General features: G+C 38.3%; 10 protein-coding genes. 8 read left to right on the forward strand and 2 right to left on the reverse strand.

The window, feature by feature from the left end; genetic code table 11:
• The first annotated feature begins 42 nt into the window (after window positions 1–42).
• A complete protein-coding gene (locus tag WAA15_RS02985; RefSeq protein ID WP_337040930.1) occupies window positions 43–2,427 on the forward strand; it encodes an ABC transporter permease in 2,385 nt (794 codons plus the stop codon).
• A 63-nt stretch (window positions 2,428–2,490) separates the two neighbouring features.
• Here WAA15_RS02985 and WAA15_RS02990 read toward each other — a convergent pair whose 3' ends face one another.
• Together WAA15_RS02990 and WAA15_RS02995 are read right to left on the reverse strand one after the other, a co-directional pair.
• Complete coding sequence (locus WAA15_RS02990; RefSeq protein WP_337040931.1) at window positions 2,491–4,245, reverse strand: CocE/NonD family hydrolase; 1,755 nt, start codon at window positions 4,243–4,245, stop codon at window positions 2,491–2,493.
• 228 nt (window positions 4,246–4,473) lie between these two features.
• Window positions 4,474–5,772, reverse strand: coding sequence for a helix-turn-helix domain-containing protein (locus WAA15_RS02995; protein ID WP_337040932.1), 1,299 nt, complete (start codon window positions 5,770–5,772; stop codon window positions 4,474–4,476).
• Window positions 5,773–5,956: 184 nt separating this feature from the next.
• Here WAA15_RS02995 and WAA15_RS03000 point away from each other — a divergent pair, with 184 nt between their 5' ends.
• From WAA15_RS03000 to WAA15_RS03030, 7 genes are all read left to right on the forward strand, one after another.
• A complete protein-coding gene (locus tag WAA15_RS03000; RefSeq protein ID WP_337040934.1) occupies window positions 5,957–6,586 on the forward strand; it encodes an ABC transporter ATP-binding protein in 630 nt (209 codons plus the stop codon).
• 57 nt (window positions 6,587–6,643) lie between these two features.
• Window positions 6,644–7,885, forward strand: a complete 1,242-nt coding sequence (locus WAA15_RS03005; protein WP_337040936.1) for an ABC transporter permease — start codon at window positions 6,644–6,646, stop codon at window positions 7,883–7,885.
• A gap of 155 nt (window positions 7,886–8,040) precedes the next feature.
• Window positions 8,041–8,442: a DUF3299 domain-containing protein gene (locus WAA15_RS03010; RefSeq protein ID WP_442892754.1), complete on the forward strand. Its 402-nt coding sequence runs from the start codon at window positions 8,041–8,043 to the stop codon at window positions 8,440–8,442.
• A 135-nt stretch (window positions 8,443–8,577) separates the two neighbouring features.
• Window positions 8,578–9,123 carry a hypothetical protein gene (locus tag WAA15_RS03015; RefSeq protein ID WP_337040939.1) on the forward strand — a complete coding sequence of 182 codons (546 nt, stop codon included), beginning with the start codon at window positions 8,578–8,580 and terminating at the stop codon, window positions 9,121–9,123.
• A 97-nt stretch (window positions 9,124–9,220) separates the two neighbouring features.
• Entirely contained in the window at window positions 9,221–9,814 is a 594-nt protein-coding gene (ruvA, locus tag WAA15_RS03020; RefSeq protein ID WP_337040940.1) for a Holliday junction branch migration protein RuvA, read from the forward strand.
• A 192-nt stretch (window positions 9,815–10,006) separates the two neighbouring features.
• Window positions 10,007–17,251, forward strand: a complete 7,245-nt coding sequence (gene sov, locus WAA15_RS03025) for a T9SS outer membrane translocon Sov/SprA (RefSeq protein WP_337040941.1) — start codon at window positions 10,007–10,009, stop codon at window positions 17,249–17,251.
• Window positions 17,252–17,323: 72 nt separating this feature from the next.
• A complete protein-coding gene (locus WAA15_RS03030) occupies window positions 17,324–18,040 on the forward strand; it encodes an SDR family NAD(P)-dependent oxidoreductase (RefSeq protein ID WP_337040942.1) in 717 nt (238 codons plus the stop codon).
• Window positions 18,041–18,042 lie beyond the last annotated feature (2 nt).

Consider the following 18,042-nt stretch of genomic DNA (forward strand, 5'->3'; position numbering starts at 1 on the left):
TTTTATCTTGAAACACGACCTTTTCTCTCAACATATAAAATTATGATAAGTAACTATTTAAAAATCGCGTTCAGGAATCTCCTTAAATATAAGGGATACTCCTTTATCAATATTTTCGGGCTGGCAACGGGTATGGCAGTAGCCATATTAATCGGCCTCTGGATTTATGATGAATTTACATACGATAAATATCATGAAAATTATGACCGCATTGCTCAAGTAATGCAGAACCAGAATTATAACGGCCAAATAGCTACTCATACCTCTATGCCTTACCTGATAGCTGAGGAAATCCGTAATAATTATGGTAGCGATTTTAAATATGTGCTCCAATCGTCATGGACATCGGGGCATATTCTTACTTACGGAGAAAAGAAGTTTTCTAAGAGTGGTAATTTTTTTGAACCTCAGGTAACTGAAATGCTTTCTTTAAAAATGCTCAAAGGTACACGGGCAGCCTTGAAAGAACCCTATTCCATTATTCTGTCAGAATCTTACGCCAAATCTTTTTTTGGAGAGCAAGACCCCATGGATAAAATAATGAAGCTGGATAATAAAACCGATGTAAAAGTAACGGGTATTTATGAAGACCTCCCGTATAATTCGAGCTTTAGAGATATGAATTATATAATGCCGTGGCAGTTGTACCTGAATACGAATCAGTGGATAAAAAAAATGGATGACCCGTGGGGTAGTAACTTTACACAGACTTTTGTTCAGATAGCTGACAACGCAGATATGGCTAAAGTTTCCAAGAAAATTATTCATGCCAAATACAACAAAGTGGCAAAAGAAGACCAAAAGTACAACCCTGAGTTATTTTTACACCCGTTAAGTAAATGGCATTTATACCCTGAATTTAAAAACGGGCAAAATGTAGGCGGTAGAGTTGAATTTGTATGGCTTTTTGGAATAATAGGCATTTTTGTATTACTGCTGGCTTGTATTAACTTTATGAATTTAAGTACTGCCCGCAGCGAAAAAAGAGCTAAAGAAGTTGGCATAAGAAAAGCTATTGGTTCAGTTCGTAGCCAGTTGATAACCCAGTTTTTTAGTGAATCATTGCTGGTTGTTATTTTTGCTTTTGTAGTTTCTTTAGTGCTTGCTAATATAGCTTTACCTTTCTTTAATAAATTAGCTGATAAAAAAATATCTATTCTCTGGACAAACCCGATATTCTGGATAGCTGGTATTAGCTTTAGCATTATTACAGGCTTAATTGCAGGCAGTTATCCGGCACTTTATTTATCTTCTTTCCAACCTGTAAAAGTACTAAAAGGTACTTTCAGAGTGGGGCGGTTTGCGTCTGTGCCTCGTAAGGTGTTAGTCGTGTTACAGTTTACGGTTTCTGTTACATTAATCATAGGTACTATTATTGTTTTCCGCCAGATACAGCACGCCAAAGACCGTCCTATTGGGTATAACAGAGACGGGCTGATTAATATTTACATGATGACTGAGGATATTCATAAACATTTTGAGGCTGTCAGAAACGAATTAATTAATTCAAAAGCTATTGTTAACATGACGGAATCGGGTAGCCCTACTACCGAAGTATGGAATACAAATGGCGGTTTCGACTGGGAAGGTAAAGACCCTAGCCTAGCGGTTGATTTTCCGAATAATGGTGTTACACATGAGTATGGCAAAACAGTAGGCTGGCAATTTAAAGAAGGGCGTGATTTCTCGAAAGAATTTGCCACAGATTCCACAGCCTTTGTAATTAACGAATCGGCCGTGAAATTTCTGGGTTTCAAAAATCCTATTGGCAAAACCCTTAAATGGAATGGTACGTCTTATACAATTATAGGAGTGATTAAAGATATGGTGGTGCAGTCGCCTTACGCTCCTACGCGGGGTTCACTCTTTCATCTTTCTAAAGACTCAGAAAATGTTACGATTCTTAAACTGAATCCTGACAAAAGCCCGAAAGAATCGTTGGCTCAGATTGAAAAAGTTTTTAAGAAATATGACCCCGCTGCTCCGTTTGAATATAAATTTGTTGATGATGAATACGCCAAAAAATTTGGCGACGAAGAACGTGTTGGAAAACTGGCCACTTTCTTTTCCATACTAGCCATATTTATCTCCTGTTTGGGCTTGTTTGGTTTGGCTTCTTTTGTAGCCGAACAACGTACCAAAGAAATTGGCGTGAGAAAAGTGCTTGGGGCATCGGTTATGAACCTCTGGCAGTTATTATCGAAAGACTTTGTAATACTTGTGCTTATCTCGTGTTTTATAGCCATACCTATTGCTTATTTTTATTTACATAGTTGGCTACAACGCTACGACTACCGCACAGATATTTCATGGTGGATATTTGTAGTTTCGGTAACAGGTGCTTTGCTAATTACATTGCTAACTGTGAGTTTTCAGGCCATTAAAGCGGCCACGACTAATCCTGTAAAATCGTTAAAAACAGAATAGTATTTCAGTTATAAGTTTCTGTTAATATCCCCTCAGATATTTAAAATCACTGAGGGGATATTTTTATTTCCAGACAGGCACTTCAATATAACTATCGTTATACCATTTTATCTGTAAAGCTTCTTTTGCATCATTTATAGTTTCTTCGCTCACTACTTTTCCTGTTCCGTAATTCAGTTCTGAAAAAGGATTCTTGTTTACATTAATAGCAACAACCAAACGGCTGCCTTTACTTAATTGTTTACTTATGAGGTGAGTATTTGAAAAACTAACCTTAACAATTTTGTCAGGCATAAGGAGTTGCCTCGTAGTAATATCATTGGCATAACTTGCACGGCCTATATAATAAGATAAATGAAAGTATTCGCCAGTTGGTAACAATTCATAAAGAGTAACGCCGAGGTCTACATCCTTTTTGTTGATTGAGAAAGTTAGTTGCCCTAAAAATGAGCCATTAACAAGCATTGGTTCGGTTAAAGGTTCGCTTATAAAAATGTACCCGTTACTGGTATTAATATCTTTTGTCAGTATGGGGTCGGGGTAGTAACTATTGTTACTGTTTTCTCTGTCTGCAAAATCAACGGTTTGTTCCAGATATGTCTGCCCGATAGGTTTTTGAGAACTTAAAACATAAAAATCTTTTGCTTTTTTATGGCTCATATATAGTTTTAAGGAAGCATTGCTCATTTTATCTAGCGAAGATGCGCTTCTCCATTCATTAGCTCCCATAACTTCATAATTAATCTTATCTTTCAGCATTTCAGGCTTCTTTCCCTTTTTCAGTATGTAGTCAAACCATTGGTAAGTTATTTTTTTAATATCAAATAAAGCTACGGAGTCAACCTTATATTGGTTAACTACCCGCTCCCCTCCTATTTGTGTCCCGAAATGTCCATAAGGCCCTATAACCAGATAACATGGTGTTTGGGGGCTGTATTTTTGTAGCTCTCTTATATAATATAGACTCGAGTTCTGTGAGTCATTGTAATACCCATCAAATGCCAGAATCGGAATATTAATATGCCCGAAATCATTTTTATAAGGTGCCATATTTTGCCAATAAGCATCGAAAGACGGATGACTTACCCAACGCTGGAACCATTTATTGGGTACTCCATCGAGGCTATCCATTTTATTATAGGCAATTCCCTGTCTCCACCAGTCAAACATCATTTTTCTGAAACGCTGCCTGTTATTTCCTGCCAACGTATCAAGATATTTATTATTTCCTACATAAAATGACCATTCATAATTTGGGTTCACAAATACATTGTTTTCCATAGGCAAGCCCATACCCGGCCTGTTAGCCACGTACGGAACAATTGTTTTAAGTGCAGGATGTAGTTTTTTACAAGCAGCCCATTGCGTAAAGCCATTGTAACTCCCTCCAAACATCCCGACAGAGCCATTGCACCATGATTGTTTACTTATCCAGTCAATTACTTCGTAAGTATCATTTGCTTCATGCTCATAAGGCCAGATTTCGTCAGGGCTAAACCTTTTTCCTCTGGTGTAGGCCATAACACCCACATAACCATTATCGGCCGATTCTTTCAGCGACTTCATGTCTCTGCCTTTATCTCTTACATAAATTGTGAATTGTAATATAGCAGGCAAAGGGTTAGTTACACCTTTTTTTCTTACTACCATAGCCGATATTCTGGCACCATCTCTGGTAGTAATCATAACGCTATCCTGAATGTCATAAGGGCTGTTTGCTGCTTCTGACTTTATTTGTACTGTCTGCTGGGCCAATGCCGCAGTAAAGGCATAAAAGGTTAAGAAAAAAACGAGAAGTTTTTTTAGTACTTTTTCCATCGTTTAAGTTTGTGAGAAGTTTATAATAACTGTTTCATAATTATAATTGCCTTGTCAATAGGTTAGCTATGATTTATTGATAACTCAGCTCTGCCCATGAAAGGTTGTTTCAGACAACATTTTGTATACCACCTATTGACTAATACTAGTAAAGGTAAAACAGGAATTATAGTATGCCTAATTTTCTTGAAAATTATTCGGAAGTAGCATATACATACAGTCATTATTTCAGGGTTTCTGAGTCAGCTGGCGTATGAATTCTTTCGGACTAACATTGAAGTACTTTTTAAACACCTTTGCAAAATAGGCAGGGTCTGAAAAACCGATAGCATAGGCTACTTCAGAAATATTTTTATCAGGGTTCTTTAATAGTACAGCGGCTTCTTCCATTTTTAAAGTAGTGATAAAAGTGGTTGGAGTGATGTCAAGTTCTTCTTTAAAAATTCGTTGCAGATGACGCAGGCTTACACCCAATTCGTTGGCCAGACTAAGAGGGGTTATGTCGGTATCAAGATGTGCCATTACATATAGCTTTGCTTGCTTCACAAATAGCCTCTCGTTTTTAGATTCAATATCTTTCTTTTTTGTTTCCTGCAAAATTGAAGCTAGCTTTCTGTCTAAATCGACCGATTTAGGGCGAATATTTTTCAATTTAAAATTCTTAATACTCAGATATATTGTGAGCGGAATAAAAACAAAGCCCATAATGCTTGCCAGAATTAACCAGTAATGGCTATACTTTTGGTTAAGTTTTTTCCACCAGGTGGCTTCACCTACCAACTTGGCCCTTAGCCATTTTTCAGGATACCCGAAATCACTGTTTCCTGTTATACTTTCATAACTATAATGAGGAATTGGACTTGTTTCTGGCAATGGACGAATATCCAGAAACTCGTCGGCATCATCAAAGCAAATGTCCATTTTAAAAACTGTTCCCTTTGACGGGCTAGTGCCTAGCGATGCCCACGGCAAACGAAATTCAATCACATATCCTTCATCAGTATCATTATCTTTATTAATTGTTCCCTGTTTGATGCTCTGTGTTTCGATTACAAAACTATTAGTAATGGTGTCTTTAGGCACACTTGCCTCTTCAACCTGCACCAGAAATCTATCTCCCCCCCTAAATACAGTTACATGAGCATTTAAGTCGATGATAATCTGGTAATCAGATGCATCCATCATTGTGCTACTGTTATTTTTTGCATCAATATATAACTCAATTGCATCATTAAAGTTCAGACGCGTACTACCACTTTTATCAAGGGCTAAATCGGTCAGATGCTGGTCTGTTATTTTAAATATCCCATACAGATTTTGCTCATCGAAACCTAATTGATAGATTACACGGTTAACCGAAAGTACATGCTTAGCCCTACTTATGTAAGGAGTCATTTTGGTAAGGTCCCAATCATCAGCCACACCATCAATAACCGGACTTGAGTTTAAATACGGAATAGTAATCTGAGCTTGTACAAACGGTACAAACCAAATAAATGAAAAACTAATAAACAGTAATTTTTTCAATGAGTTTCAGGGCAATAACAACAGTAAAAATTACAGCAAATAAATTATTTTTTCAGAAAACCCCTGTATTTTTTTCTAAAAACATTGATGCGTTGTAGTTTTAGATTAAATTTTGATAAACAGGCAATAAAACGCTTGTGCAATACAGTTGCAAATACTTATCTTTGAACAAAAATTACCCTAAATGCTCACTTGCACCAACCTTACATTTGCCTATAATGCGCAAAAGCAATTCAGTTTTCCTTCTTTTGCATGTAACGATGGCGAAACCTTACTGATACTAGGTAATTCAGGTACTGGCAAAACCACTTTATTACATTTATTGGCACTATTGCTTCAACCCAAAAGTGGTTCTATTCAAATCAATACCGAAGAGTTTGCACAACTGAGTGCCAAAGATGCGGCCAAAGCTCGTGCTACCCACTTAGGTATCATTTACCAGAAATCTCATTTTGTAAGTTCGTTGAGCGTACTCGATAACCTGCTGCTTGCCAATTATCTGGCCGATAAAGGCTTAGCTAAAGAAAAAGCTGTACAACTAGCCCAAAGTTTAGGTTTTGCCGAATTACTCGACAAAAAAACTACACTACTGAGTGGTGGCGAACAGCAAAGAGTAAGCATAGCCCGTGCCTTGATGAACAGCCCACAGGTGATTCTGGCAGATGAGCCAACATCGAACCTTGATGATGAAAACTGTGAGAAAGTTATACAGTTATTAGAAAGCCAATCGAAAAACATTGGGGCATCGCTCGTAATCGTAACCCACGACCAACGCCTGAAAGATAAGTTTTCGAATAAGATAATACTCAACTAGGCCCTTGTCAGGCATCATAAAACCCTATACTAAATTTACTTAAAATATCGGAGTAAAATGCTTCTGAAAATCAGTTGGAAAAACATATTAGACAAAAAACTTAATAGTTTTTTGTGTGTCTTATTAATGACACTCGGCATTGCCATTATTTCTTTGCTGCTTCTATTAGGCAAGCAGTTACAGGATAAATTTGCTAAAAACATCAGCGGGATTGATATGGTAGTGGGTGCCAAAGGAAGTCCACTTCAACTAATATTATCAAGTGTCTATCAGATTGACAATCCAACTGGTAATGTTTACCTGAACGATGTACAGGAGATTGCCCAAAATCCGCTCGTGAAAGAAATGATTCCCCTTTCGATGGGCGACAATTATCAGGGTTATCGGATTTTAGGCACCAACAAAAAATATTTTGAACATTTTAAAACAAAAATAGCCACTGGTGCTATGTTCAAAAAAGACTTGGACGTAGTATTAGGCGCGCAAGTAGCCTCAAGTACAGGGCTAAAAATTGGCGATACTTTCTCGAGTTCTCATGGGCTTGATGCTGCCGGAGAAGTCCATGGCGACAATAAATATAAAGTGGTTGGTATTCTGGAATTTAACAACTCAGTAATTGATAATCTGGTACTAACCAGCCTTAACAGTGTGTGGCATATTCATGAACATAAAGAAGAACATTCCGAAGCCGATGCCGACACAACGCATCATGATGAGCCAACAACTGAGCCAGAAGCCGAAGCGCAAGAGGCTAAACGCGAAATTACGAGTGCGCTTATAAAATTCAGGTCGCCAATGGGGTTAATGAGTATGCCCCGAAATATCAACCAGAACTCCAAACTTCAGGCTGCCTTACCCTCAATAGAGGTAAATCGGCTATTTGAGCTATTGGGTATCGGCATTGATGGTTTACAGATTTTAGCCGCAGTTATTATGCTTATTTCAGGCATAAGTGTATTTGTTTCATTGTATAACTCGCTGAAAGAACGAAAATACGAAATGGCATTAATGCTGTCGATGGGTGCCAGCCGCACACGTCTGTTCTTAATGCTCTTGCTTGAAGGTGTATTGTTATCCTTATTTGGATTTATGGCAGGCGTAGCACTCAGCCGAATTGGAATTATTTTGATTTCAAATCAGTTAAGTAAAAAATTCCACTTTGATGTTAGCCAGATGGCACTTCAAACGGGCGAAATTTACCTGTTTATTGGTGCTTTAACGATTGGAATTCTGGCAGCAGCGTTGCCGTCAATTAACATTTATAGGCTGAATATTTCAAGAACGCTTGCTGAAGAATAAATTATCTTTTAATTTTATACAATAATTTCATAAGCTCACACTTTATTGAGAGCAACATCTATAAACTAAACAAGCCTTTTTTTCAGAAAAAGGGTATGACAAATATGAAAAGTCTATCAAAATACTTCATCATTAATCTTATTTTATTAGGGTCTATGTCGTTTGGGTTCCTTGAAGAACCTACAAAAATTACTTGGGAAACATTGAGAGACGTTACTTTCAAGAAAAAATGGAGTGCAGAAGAGTCGATGTTTATACTTTACCCTACTTTTGGGCAAAAGGTGGCAGGCCTACAAGGCAAAGAAGTAATTTTAACAGGCTACATGATTCCTGTTGACGTAGATGCCAATATGTATGTTCTTTCAGCAAATCCTTATAGTTCATGTTTTTTCTGTGGTCAGGCTGGTCCTGAGTCGGTTGTTCAGGTAAAATTCAAGAAAACTACCAAAAGATTTAACACCGATGACAGAATAACAGTTAAAGGTACACTTAAACTGAACGCCGACGATATTAATGAGTTAAACTACATTTTATCTAACGCTGATTTAGTTCAGTAATCAGCGTGACCAAAAGTCATTTTTTGCGTCTGATTATAAAATCAGACGCTTTTTTATTGAATAAATAAGGGATTTTATTCGTTAAATTGTCATTATATTTGTTGTATATCCTTACGAATTATTAAAAATCAAAGCATGAAAAAACTACTGTTTTTGGTTATTCCTGTACTAATCCTGACTTCTTTTACAGAATCAAAAGCGCAATATGATTATAATTGGGCAGCAGGATTCCGCATTGGCGAACCTTTAGGTTTTAATCTTAGAAAATACTTTCAGAACGGCGACAGAGCTTTTGATGTGAATGTAGGCACCTACGGGTTAATTTATAACAACGACCGCCGCTACAATAATGGTGAATACAAAACTGCGGGCTTGATGATTCAGGGCATATACATTTTTCATACTGCCATTTTTAATCGAGACTGGGCGCATGCCTACTATGGTTTTGGTGGACAAATCAATTCAAGAAGGCATTTTCCTGATGCTTGGAAAAACGAAAGCATTAAATCGGTAAGTAAAATATCTTTAGGGCCTACCGGAACAGCCGGAGTTGAATTCAAATTACCTAACCAACAGATAGGCTTCTTTATAGATGCAGGCATTTACCTTGAAGCATTGCCTTCACCTTTCTTTCTGAATGCCCAAATTAGTGGTGGTTTACGATTTAATCTTGTAAAATAGTGTAAAAATTGCTTTATTTTTCATTTCTTTACATCAGTTAAACGTTAGTTACTAATCATTAAACTAGTTATTACAGAATAACCTTCTGTAAAATAATATGATTGCTTATCTTGATGGCAAACTTGCCTATAAAGACCCAACCTATGTAATTATTGATGTTTCAGGGGTGGGTTACCTTGTAAAAATTTCGCTTCAAACTTATGCGGCACTTCATAATACAGGTGAGCGGTGTAAACTACATACATTGCTCATAGTGCGTGAAGACTCACACACGCTCTTTGGCTTTTATGATGCAGCCGAAAAAGAATTATTTGAAGACCTCATCGGGGTTTCAGGCATTGGCCCTAGTACGGCTATTATTATGCTTTCTTCTTTGTCATCATCAGAAATCAAGCAGGCAATTGTATCAGAAGATGTGCGTGTTATTCAAAGTATAAAGGGTATTGGGCTAAAAACTGCACAGCGAGCCATTATTGAATTAAAAGATAAACTTAAAAAAGAAGCACTCGCAGGTGGCGTTACTCCTAACATTTTTGCCCCTGCCAACGCCGCTTTACGTAGCGAGGCCCTCACGGCCCTTGTTACATTGGGTATTCAACGGGCTGCCGCAGAAAAAAGTATCGATACAATTCTTAAACGCGAAGGAAACGATATCACACTGGAACAACTAATTAAATTAGCGCTCCGCTAGGCAGAGCGTAGCTATAAAAACTTTCAGAAACTATTCAGGCTATTTAGCCTGATTTTTTGCTTTCATCAATTATAAAATCTGGAGGAAGCTTGTTTTACAACAAGTGTACAATTTTTTCTTATTTCTTATAGACTATTGGCAAGATTTTAGTCGTTAAGTGTAAAGTACCTATTGATACTCCCTAAATATTTTATGTTCAGACAGCTATTTATAAAAAAATTTTTACCTTTTTTTATTTTTATTTTCAGCTTTGGATTAATAAGTGAGAAGGCAGGAGCTCAATTAATCAAAAAGAAAGAGGCAGCCCGCAAAGGTAGAGCAGGCAAAGCTGGAGAAAATATCATTGATACTCTTTCTGTTCCGGTAAAAGATACAGTCATAGTCAGAACAGGAAGGGAGGCTTCTTATCGCTGGCAGGACCGATATCTGAACCGTTATGCGCAGAGTATCCCACAATCACCTTTTTACTTAAAAGACCCTAGCAATATCACCAATGATTTTAGCCTTTCTCCTGACTCAAAAGATATTTCAATTACCGAAAAAATAGGCAAAAGTATTGATTATAAAGTACCACAGTCTTTAACATTTAACGAATATTCGAGTATTCAGAATGCGTATGTAAGGCGTAGTATTTTAAGAGATTATGAGAACCTTCAAGATGGTAAGAGTGCTACAAGTGACAGAGGATTAAGGCCGCTGATTCAGAAAAACCCGATTGTTGATAGAATTTTTGGTGGCAACATGATTGACAAACTAAAGCCAAATGGCTTTGTTATGCTTGATTTCAAACTTATTAACCAATTTATCGACAACCCCTTCTTGCCACTTATTCAGCGACGCCAGACAATTTTTAACTTTGACGAGCAAATCAATATAAACTTTAATGGACAAATTGGTGAAAAGCTCGGAATGCTCACCAACCTTGATACAAAGGCAGCTTTTAACTTTGAAAACCAGTTAAAACTTAATTTTAAAAATCAGCCCGAAGACATTTTACAAAAAGTTGAAGCCGGAAATGTGAGTATGCCTGTTAAAAGCCAGTTAATACCCGGTGTTCAGAATCTGTTTGGGCTTAAAACAGGTTTTCGTTTTGGCAAGCTCGATGTTACCACAGTAGTTGCACAACAACGCTCCCGAACAGAATCAATTGTATTGAACGGCGGTACACAGAACAGAACATTTGAAATTCGCTTTGATAATTACGAAGAAAACAGACACTTTTTTCTGGCGCAGTTTTTCAGAAGTAATTATGAAAGAGCCTTACGGAATTTACCTTTGATACTTTCGGGGGTAAAAATCACACGTATTGAAGTATATGTAACAAACCGTACCAATACGGTTGAATCGATGCGTAACCTCGTAGCTTTTACAGACTTGGGTGACAAGAAATCTGGAACTGGCTATGAACCCGTTAACAACAAAGCTACTCCATTGTATGACCAACTGAACAATAATCCTGCTTTCAGAAAAATAGATACTACAACTTCTTCATTAAATGGGTTAGGTCTAAAAAAAGGTATCGACTACGAAATTCTAAGAGGGGCTAAACGACTGACAGAAAAAGAATACAAATTTAATGCTGAATTAGGTTATATATCGTTGGTAACACCGCTAAGAAACGACGAAGTTCTGGCAGTTGCCTATGAGTATACTTACAACGGTCGCCCATTTAAGGTAGGAGAACTGACAGAAGATTACTCTTCACGTCAGGAAAACGAAGTAATTATGCTTAAATTACTAAAATCTTCTACCATCCGTAACCGTACCAACGCCCCTATGTGGGACCTGATGATGAAGAACATTTATTCGCTAGGTGTTCCGGGTATTGGAAAGCAAGGTTTTCAACTCAGAATTATTTACAAAGATGACCGTACAGGTATTGACAACCCTAACTTGCAGGAAGGCCGTCGATTACAGAATATCCCATTGATTCGGATTATGAATCTGGATAGGCTTAATCCAAACAATGACCCGCAACTACCTGATGGAGACGGGAATTTCGATTTCGTTGAAGATGTTACCATTGATACTAAAATGGGAAAACTGATTTTCCCTGTACTGGAACCCTTTGGTAGTAACCTCGAAAAATACTTCGATACCGACGAACAGATTCTGAAAGATAAATATGTTTTTAATGAGTTATACCGTACTACACTGACAGATGCCCAACAGGTAACTACAAAAAACAAGTTTTTTATTCGTGGAAGTCTTCAGGCCAGCAACTCTTCTGAAATAATGCTACCTTTGGGGGCATCGGGGCAATCGGTACGGATTTTTGCCGGAGGCATTCAACTTCAAGAAGGCGTTGACTACATGGTTGACCCACAACAGGGTAAAATAAAAATTCTGAACCAAAGCGTGCTGAACTCGGCACGTCAGATTAGAATTGAATGGGAAAAACCTGATTTATTCAATACGCAAATCAGAATGATGTTGGGTGCAAGGCTTGACTATAACCTTAGCAAAGATATTCATATTGGTGCTACGGCCATGACCCTGCGCGAAAGTACCCCTGCGTTCATGACCCGTATTGCTATTGGGCAAGAGCCCGTCAATAATACTATTGTAGGTCTGGATATTAATTACAGGAAAGATGCCCGTTTTCTGACCCGATTCCTTGATGCGCTCCCTCTTATTCAGACAAAAGAGATGTCGGCTATTCAGTTTACTGCCGAATACGCCAAACTCTTCCCTTCGGTAAATAACAAGCGTATCAGCGGTAACGCTATGATTGACGACTTTGAGGCCACCAGAAATATCAATGACTTAACACGCCAGCCTACACGTTGGAGACCCGGTACTACGCCAGAGGGTTTTCAGGGAAGTGCCACTAATTACGATTATAATTATCGTAGGGCAAAAATTTCAGTTTATACGATTGACCAGAGTACCTACTTTGAAGGTGGCTTTGGAGGCGGCTCAACTGTGCTACCGGCCGAAGTTCAGGAATCTGCCAATAACAACCTTTACGAAAAAGCCTTTAGCCCAACGCAACTTTTTCCGGGTAAATCGATTCCGACTTACAGCCAGTCTGTGCCGGTTAATATTTTGGATGTATCGTATTTCCCAGCTGAAAGGGGGCTATATAACTATAACCCGAACCTGAATAATAATGGTTATTTGCCCAATCCGAAACAAAATTTCGGAGCTATTATGCGTGGCATAACAGCCGACAATGATTTTGACAATGCCAATACCGAATACCTTACTTTCTGGCTACTCGACCCTTTCAAAGATGTAGTTCGTGATGGCTCGCCTAATGGCAATAAAGTAAACACAACAGGAGGAAAACTTAAATTTCACTTGGGAGATATTTCAGAAGATTTTATTCCTGATAGTAGAAACAACTTTGAAAACGGCCTCTTGCCTAATGGCGGAACAGCTTCTCAACCCGTACAGACGCGCTGGGGAAAAGCTCCTAGTGTGCAGTTTATGACAGATGCTTTTGATAATCAGGAAGGCTCAAGAGAGAAACAGGATGTTGGGCTTGACGGTTTAAGTAACGCAGAAGAAAGAACGTTCCCCCATATACAACAATTTCTTACTAATGTACGTGGTAAAGTTAGCCCAAGTGCTTATAGTGCTTTAGAACAAGACCCATCAGGCGATGATTTCAAGTTCTTTATTGACCCGACATTTGGGGCCAACCAGTCGTTACTAGAGCGTTTTAAAAATTATTTGGGAGTTGAAAACAACTCTCCACAAACCAATAATACATCAAGCACCAGCCCTACACTTGCCAATTCGGTAACACCCGATAAAGAAGACATCAACGGCGATAATACAATTAATGATGTTGAAAATTATTACGAGTACGAAATTGACCTTCTGCCAAACAGACTAGGTGTAGGCAATGGCTTTATAGTAGACCAGCTAACAGTACCCGGCACACAAGCCACGTGGTATCTTTTCAGGGTACCATTAAAACAGTTTACTCGCAAATTTGGCGACATCAACGGCTTTAAGTCTGTCAGATTTATGCGAATGCTCCTCTCTGATTTTGAACAACCAGTAGTTTTGCGTTTTGCTACTTTACAATTAGAATCAAACCAGTACCGTACTTATGATAAAAATCTGAGTCAGGCGGGTTTAACAGAAGTTCCTGAACCTTATGATGCCAAGTTTAAAATGGGTATTGTAAGTATTGAAGAAAATGGTTGTGCCGAAGATGGACAAAACTGTAATATAAAAGCTGGTAAAACCCCTTATAAAGTACCGCCGGGCTTTATTCGCGACCAAGATGTTACCCAACAACAATTCAACGTGAAGTTTAACGAACAGTCGATGTCATTGGCTGTTACAAATCTGCGCGATGGAGACTCAAGAGGGGTTTTCAAAAACACACGGGTAGATATGCTTAATTACAAAAGATTAAGAATGTTTGTTCATGCTGAAAACGAAGCCGGAGATGAAAAAACAGTGGGAGGTGTGTTTATCAGAATTGGTACAGACCTTACTCAGAATTATTACGAAATAGAGGTTCCTCAACTAAAAATAACCCCTAATGGCTCGATAGATGAAAACGTTATATGGCCTAAAGAAAATTTTATTGATGTAGCCCTGCAAGATTTGGTAGCACTAAAAGGTGAACGTAACCGCAACGCCAAAAATATTACTGTGCCGTATTCGGGTACAGCTGCAGGCAGTATGGATGAAGGCACCGAAAACAATAGCTATAAAATAACCGTGCTGGGGAATCCAGATTTAAGTGCCGTATTGACCATCATGGTGGGGGTACGTAACCCTAAATCACCAGATGAGCAACCTAATACCTTTACTGTGTGGGTTGATGAACTACGAGCTTATGGGTTTGACCAGACCTCTGGCGACGCCGGGTTACTTGCAGCCAATATTAAACTGGCCGACCTCGCCACAGTAACTATTAATGGCAATTTAAAAACTTTTGGTTTTGGAGGCGTACAGGATAAAATTTCGGAGCGTGCTCGTGAAACAGGCAAAGGTTTTGGTATTGCGTCAAATATTGAACTAGATAAATTCTTCCCTGAAAACTGGGGACTTAAAATTCCATTCTTTGTTAATTTCGATAAACAGTTGGTTGTGCCACATTTCAATCCGCTCGACCCTGATATGCCTCTTGAAAATGCGTTGAATAATATTACTGACCCTATCAAAAGAGAAGCGTTCAGGCGAATGGTTGTTGATGAAAATACCCGACGAGGATTCAACTTTTCAAATGTAAGAAAAATTAAAACAAGAGAGGGGGCCAAACAACATTTCTACGACATCGAGAACTTTGCCTTTACTTATGCTCAGAATAATGTAAGCAGAAGTAATATATTGATTGATGATTATACCCTTAATCAATATAAAGGTGGGCTTACGTATCAGTTCCAGCCCAAACAAATAAACTGGGAGCCTTTTAAGAACAATAAAAAACTCGACCGCCCATTCCTGTACTGGCTGAAAGACCTTAATTTTTCTCCTTTGCCAACGGTTATTGCATTCAGAACAGATTTTGACCGAAACTTCGCCAAAACACAATTAAGAAGTGCTGATTTAACTACTAACGGAGTTATTCCGATGTACGAAAAGTATTTCTTAATGAACCGATTCTACGATTTACAATGGAATCTTACTAAGAGTATTCTGTTCAATTATTCGGCTTCTATGAACGCTATTATTGATGAGCCACTAGGCGACATTAATACAAAAACCAAAGCCGATTCTATTTATCGTAATATACTTCGTTTAGGTAGAGCCAAGAACTTTAATCAGGACATGAGGTTTACTTATCGCTTGCCACTAGATAAATTCTTTTTGCTCGACTGGGTAACCGCTGATGCTAAGTACAACAATAATTTTAATTTTCAGGCAGCTTCCTATAATATTAAAGATGAATTTGGCGTAGCATTCGGCAACACCATCCGCAATGGAAGAGAATGGGGCGTTAGAGGAAAGGTTGACTTCGTTAAACTTTATAATAAAGTAAAATACCTGAGGTTTGCTAATAACCCAACTCCTAAACAAAAAAGATTTACACGTAACCCGGGCGATGACGAAGAAATCGAACTTCCGCCAAGTAACGTGGCTAAGTCGTTTACACGCCTGCTAATGGCTGTCAGAGGTATTGATTACGACTACTCGGTAGTAGAAACTACTATCCTACCCGGTTTTAATCGTACACCCAGATTTTTTGGACTTGATGATGAATTTGCTCCCGGTTTAGGCTTTGTTATGGGTAATCAGGAGAGGGATTTTCAGATAAAAGCTGGCGAGAGAGGTTGGTTATCTAAAACTACGGTACAAACACAACCATTTACCCAAAGCATACAAAAGAAATTCAGTTATCGTACTACTATTGAGCCATTCAAAGATTTCAGAATGCAAATCAGTGGTAATTTCAGCCGTGGTGATAGTTATCAGGAATACTATCTGATTGATTCAACAGGCAGATACAGCAGCCAAAGCCCTGTCAGAAATGGAAATTTCAGCACATCGTTCTGGTCATTTAATACTTTCTTTGCCCACATGAGCAAAGAAGATATTAAAAATAATTACCACTATGATATTTTCGAGAATATGAAGGCGTATCGGGAGATATTCACTGAAAGATTACGGAGCATGAATTCGAACAAAGGAGAATATATTCCTAACTCACAGGATGTCCTTATTCCTGCATTCATTGCAGCGTATAGCGGTAAAGACCCCTACAAGCTCAATCTTCAACGTTTTCCGTTCTCAAGCAAGTTCAGATTCCCGATGCCTAACTGGAGAATTGATTATAGTGGGCTGGCGAATCTGGCTCCATTCAACAAGTTGTTTTCATCTATTTCAATTAGCCATAGCTATACTTCAACTTATACAGTAGGGAATTTTACTTCTTCGCTTGACTATGGTGCTGCTATGGTGAATCTGATGGTAATGGGGTATCCGTTAGCTACCATGACAAACGAACAAGCACAATTTGTACCTGTCTTTGTTATGAGTACTATTTCATTAGAAGAAAAATTTGCGCCGTTTGTTGGAGTTCAGTTTACAACCAAAAGTAAAATAACCGGTAGATTTGATTATAACCGCGAACGCAGGGCTGCTTTGAATTTATCAAATTCACAAGTAGCAGAATACTCAAGCAATGACTTTGTATTTAACTTCGGTTTCAAGAAAAGTGGTGTTAAACTTCCTTTGAGAGGTAGAGACGGAAAAGTGGTTACTTTAAAAAATGACCTTAATTTACAGTTCTCGTTTACCATTCGTGACATTAAAGCTATTCAGAGACGTCTCGACGGCGACCCTCAGCCAACACAAGGTTACTACAACTTGCAATGGGGGCCACGTATTACGTATCAGGTTAATAAAAGGGTATTGCTGAATTTCTATGTAGAACATCTGAACAATACACCGTTCGTAACTAATTTCTCGTTCCCAAGAAAAACCACAACCGGAGGTGTTAACGTAAGATTTAGTCTATCAGATTAATTCATATACGAATTATTATTGTTATTTTAGGGTTATTGTTTAAACAATAACCCTATTTTTTTACCATCTGCTATGAAAATCATCATTATTGGTGCTACAACTGGTATCGGACGCTCATTGGCCGAACTATATATCTCGCAAGGGCATGAAGTAACCATTACCGGTAGAAGAACAGAACTTCTGGAAGCACTAAAAAACAGTTTCCCTAATCAAACCATACATACCAGCACAATGGATGTAGCCGATATTACAAAAACCAGACAAACCATTCAATTACTGGCAGATACTTATGGCGGTTTTGACCTCATTATTATCAATGCAGGGGTTGGTTTCCCCAAAGCAAGTTTTGAAGAAGAAATTAAAACGATTGATATTAATGCCCGTGGCTTTGTGGGTATCGCACAATGGGCTTATGAATATTTTAAAACAAAGGGAGGTGGTCAGTTGGTTGGGGTTTCTTCACTGGCGGCTGTAAGAAGTAGCCCTTATGCTCCTGAATACCACGCAACCAAAGCCTTTGTATCAAGCTATATGGAAGGGCTTCGCTTGCGTTCTAAGAAATATAAACATGAAATTACGGTTACAGACATACGCCCTGGTTTTGTTGACACCCCAATGACCAAACAAAACAAGGGGATGTTCTGGGTTGCTACGCCAGAAAAAGCAGCCAAACAAATTGCCCATGCCATTGCAGCCAAAAAAAACGTAGCCTATATTACCAAAAGATATGTTTTTCTCGCAATTTTAATGAAACTATTACCCGAATGGCTACTTGCTAAAATCTTCTGATT

The sequence above is a fragment of the Emticicia sp. 17c genome, from assembly GCF_037153985.1.
Lineage (GTDB): Bacteria > Bacteroidota > Bacteroidia > Cytophagales > Spirosomataceae > Emticicia.

Coding starts and splice junctions, on each gene's coding strand:
- WAA15_RS02985 (WP_337040930.1), top strand. CDS start 43: ATGATAAGTAACTATTTAAAAATCGCGTTCAGGAATCTCCTTAAATAT.
- WAA15_RS02990 (WP_337040931.1), bottom strand. CDS start 4,245: ATGGAAAAAGTACTAAAAAAACTTCTCGTTTTTTTCTTAACCTTTTAT.
- WAA15_RS03000 (WP_337040934.1), top strand. CDS start 5,957: ATGCTCACTTGCACCAACCTTACATTTGCCTATAATGCGCAAAAGCAA.
- WAA15_RS03005 (WP_337040936.1), top strand. CDS start 6,644: ATGCTTCTGAAAATCAGTTGGAAAAACATATTAGACAAAAAACTTAAT.
- WAA15_RS03010 (WP_442892754.1), top strand. CDS start 8,041: ATGTCGTTTGGGTTCCTTGAAGAACCTACAAAAATTACTTGGGAAACA.
- WAA15_RS03015 (WP_337040939.1), top strand. CDS start 8,578: ATGAAAAAACTACTGTTTTTGGTTATTCCTGTACTAATCCTGACTTCT.
- ruvA (WP_337040940.1), top strand. CDS start 9,221: ATGATTGCTTATCTTGATGGCAAACTTGCCTATAAAGACCCAACCTAT.
- sov (WP_337040941.1), top strand. CDS start 10,007: ATGTTCAGACAGCTATTTATAAAAAAATTTTTACCTTTTTTTATTTTT.
- WAA15_RS03030 (WP_337040942.1), top strand. CDS start 17,324: ATGAAAATCATCATTATTGGTGCTACAACTGGTATCGGACGCTCATTG.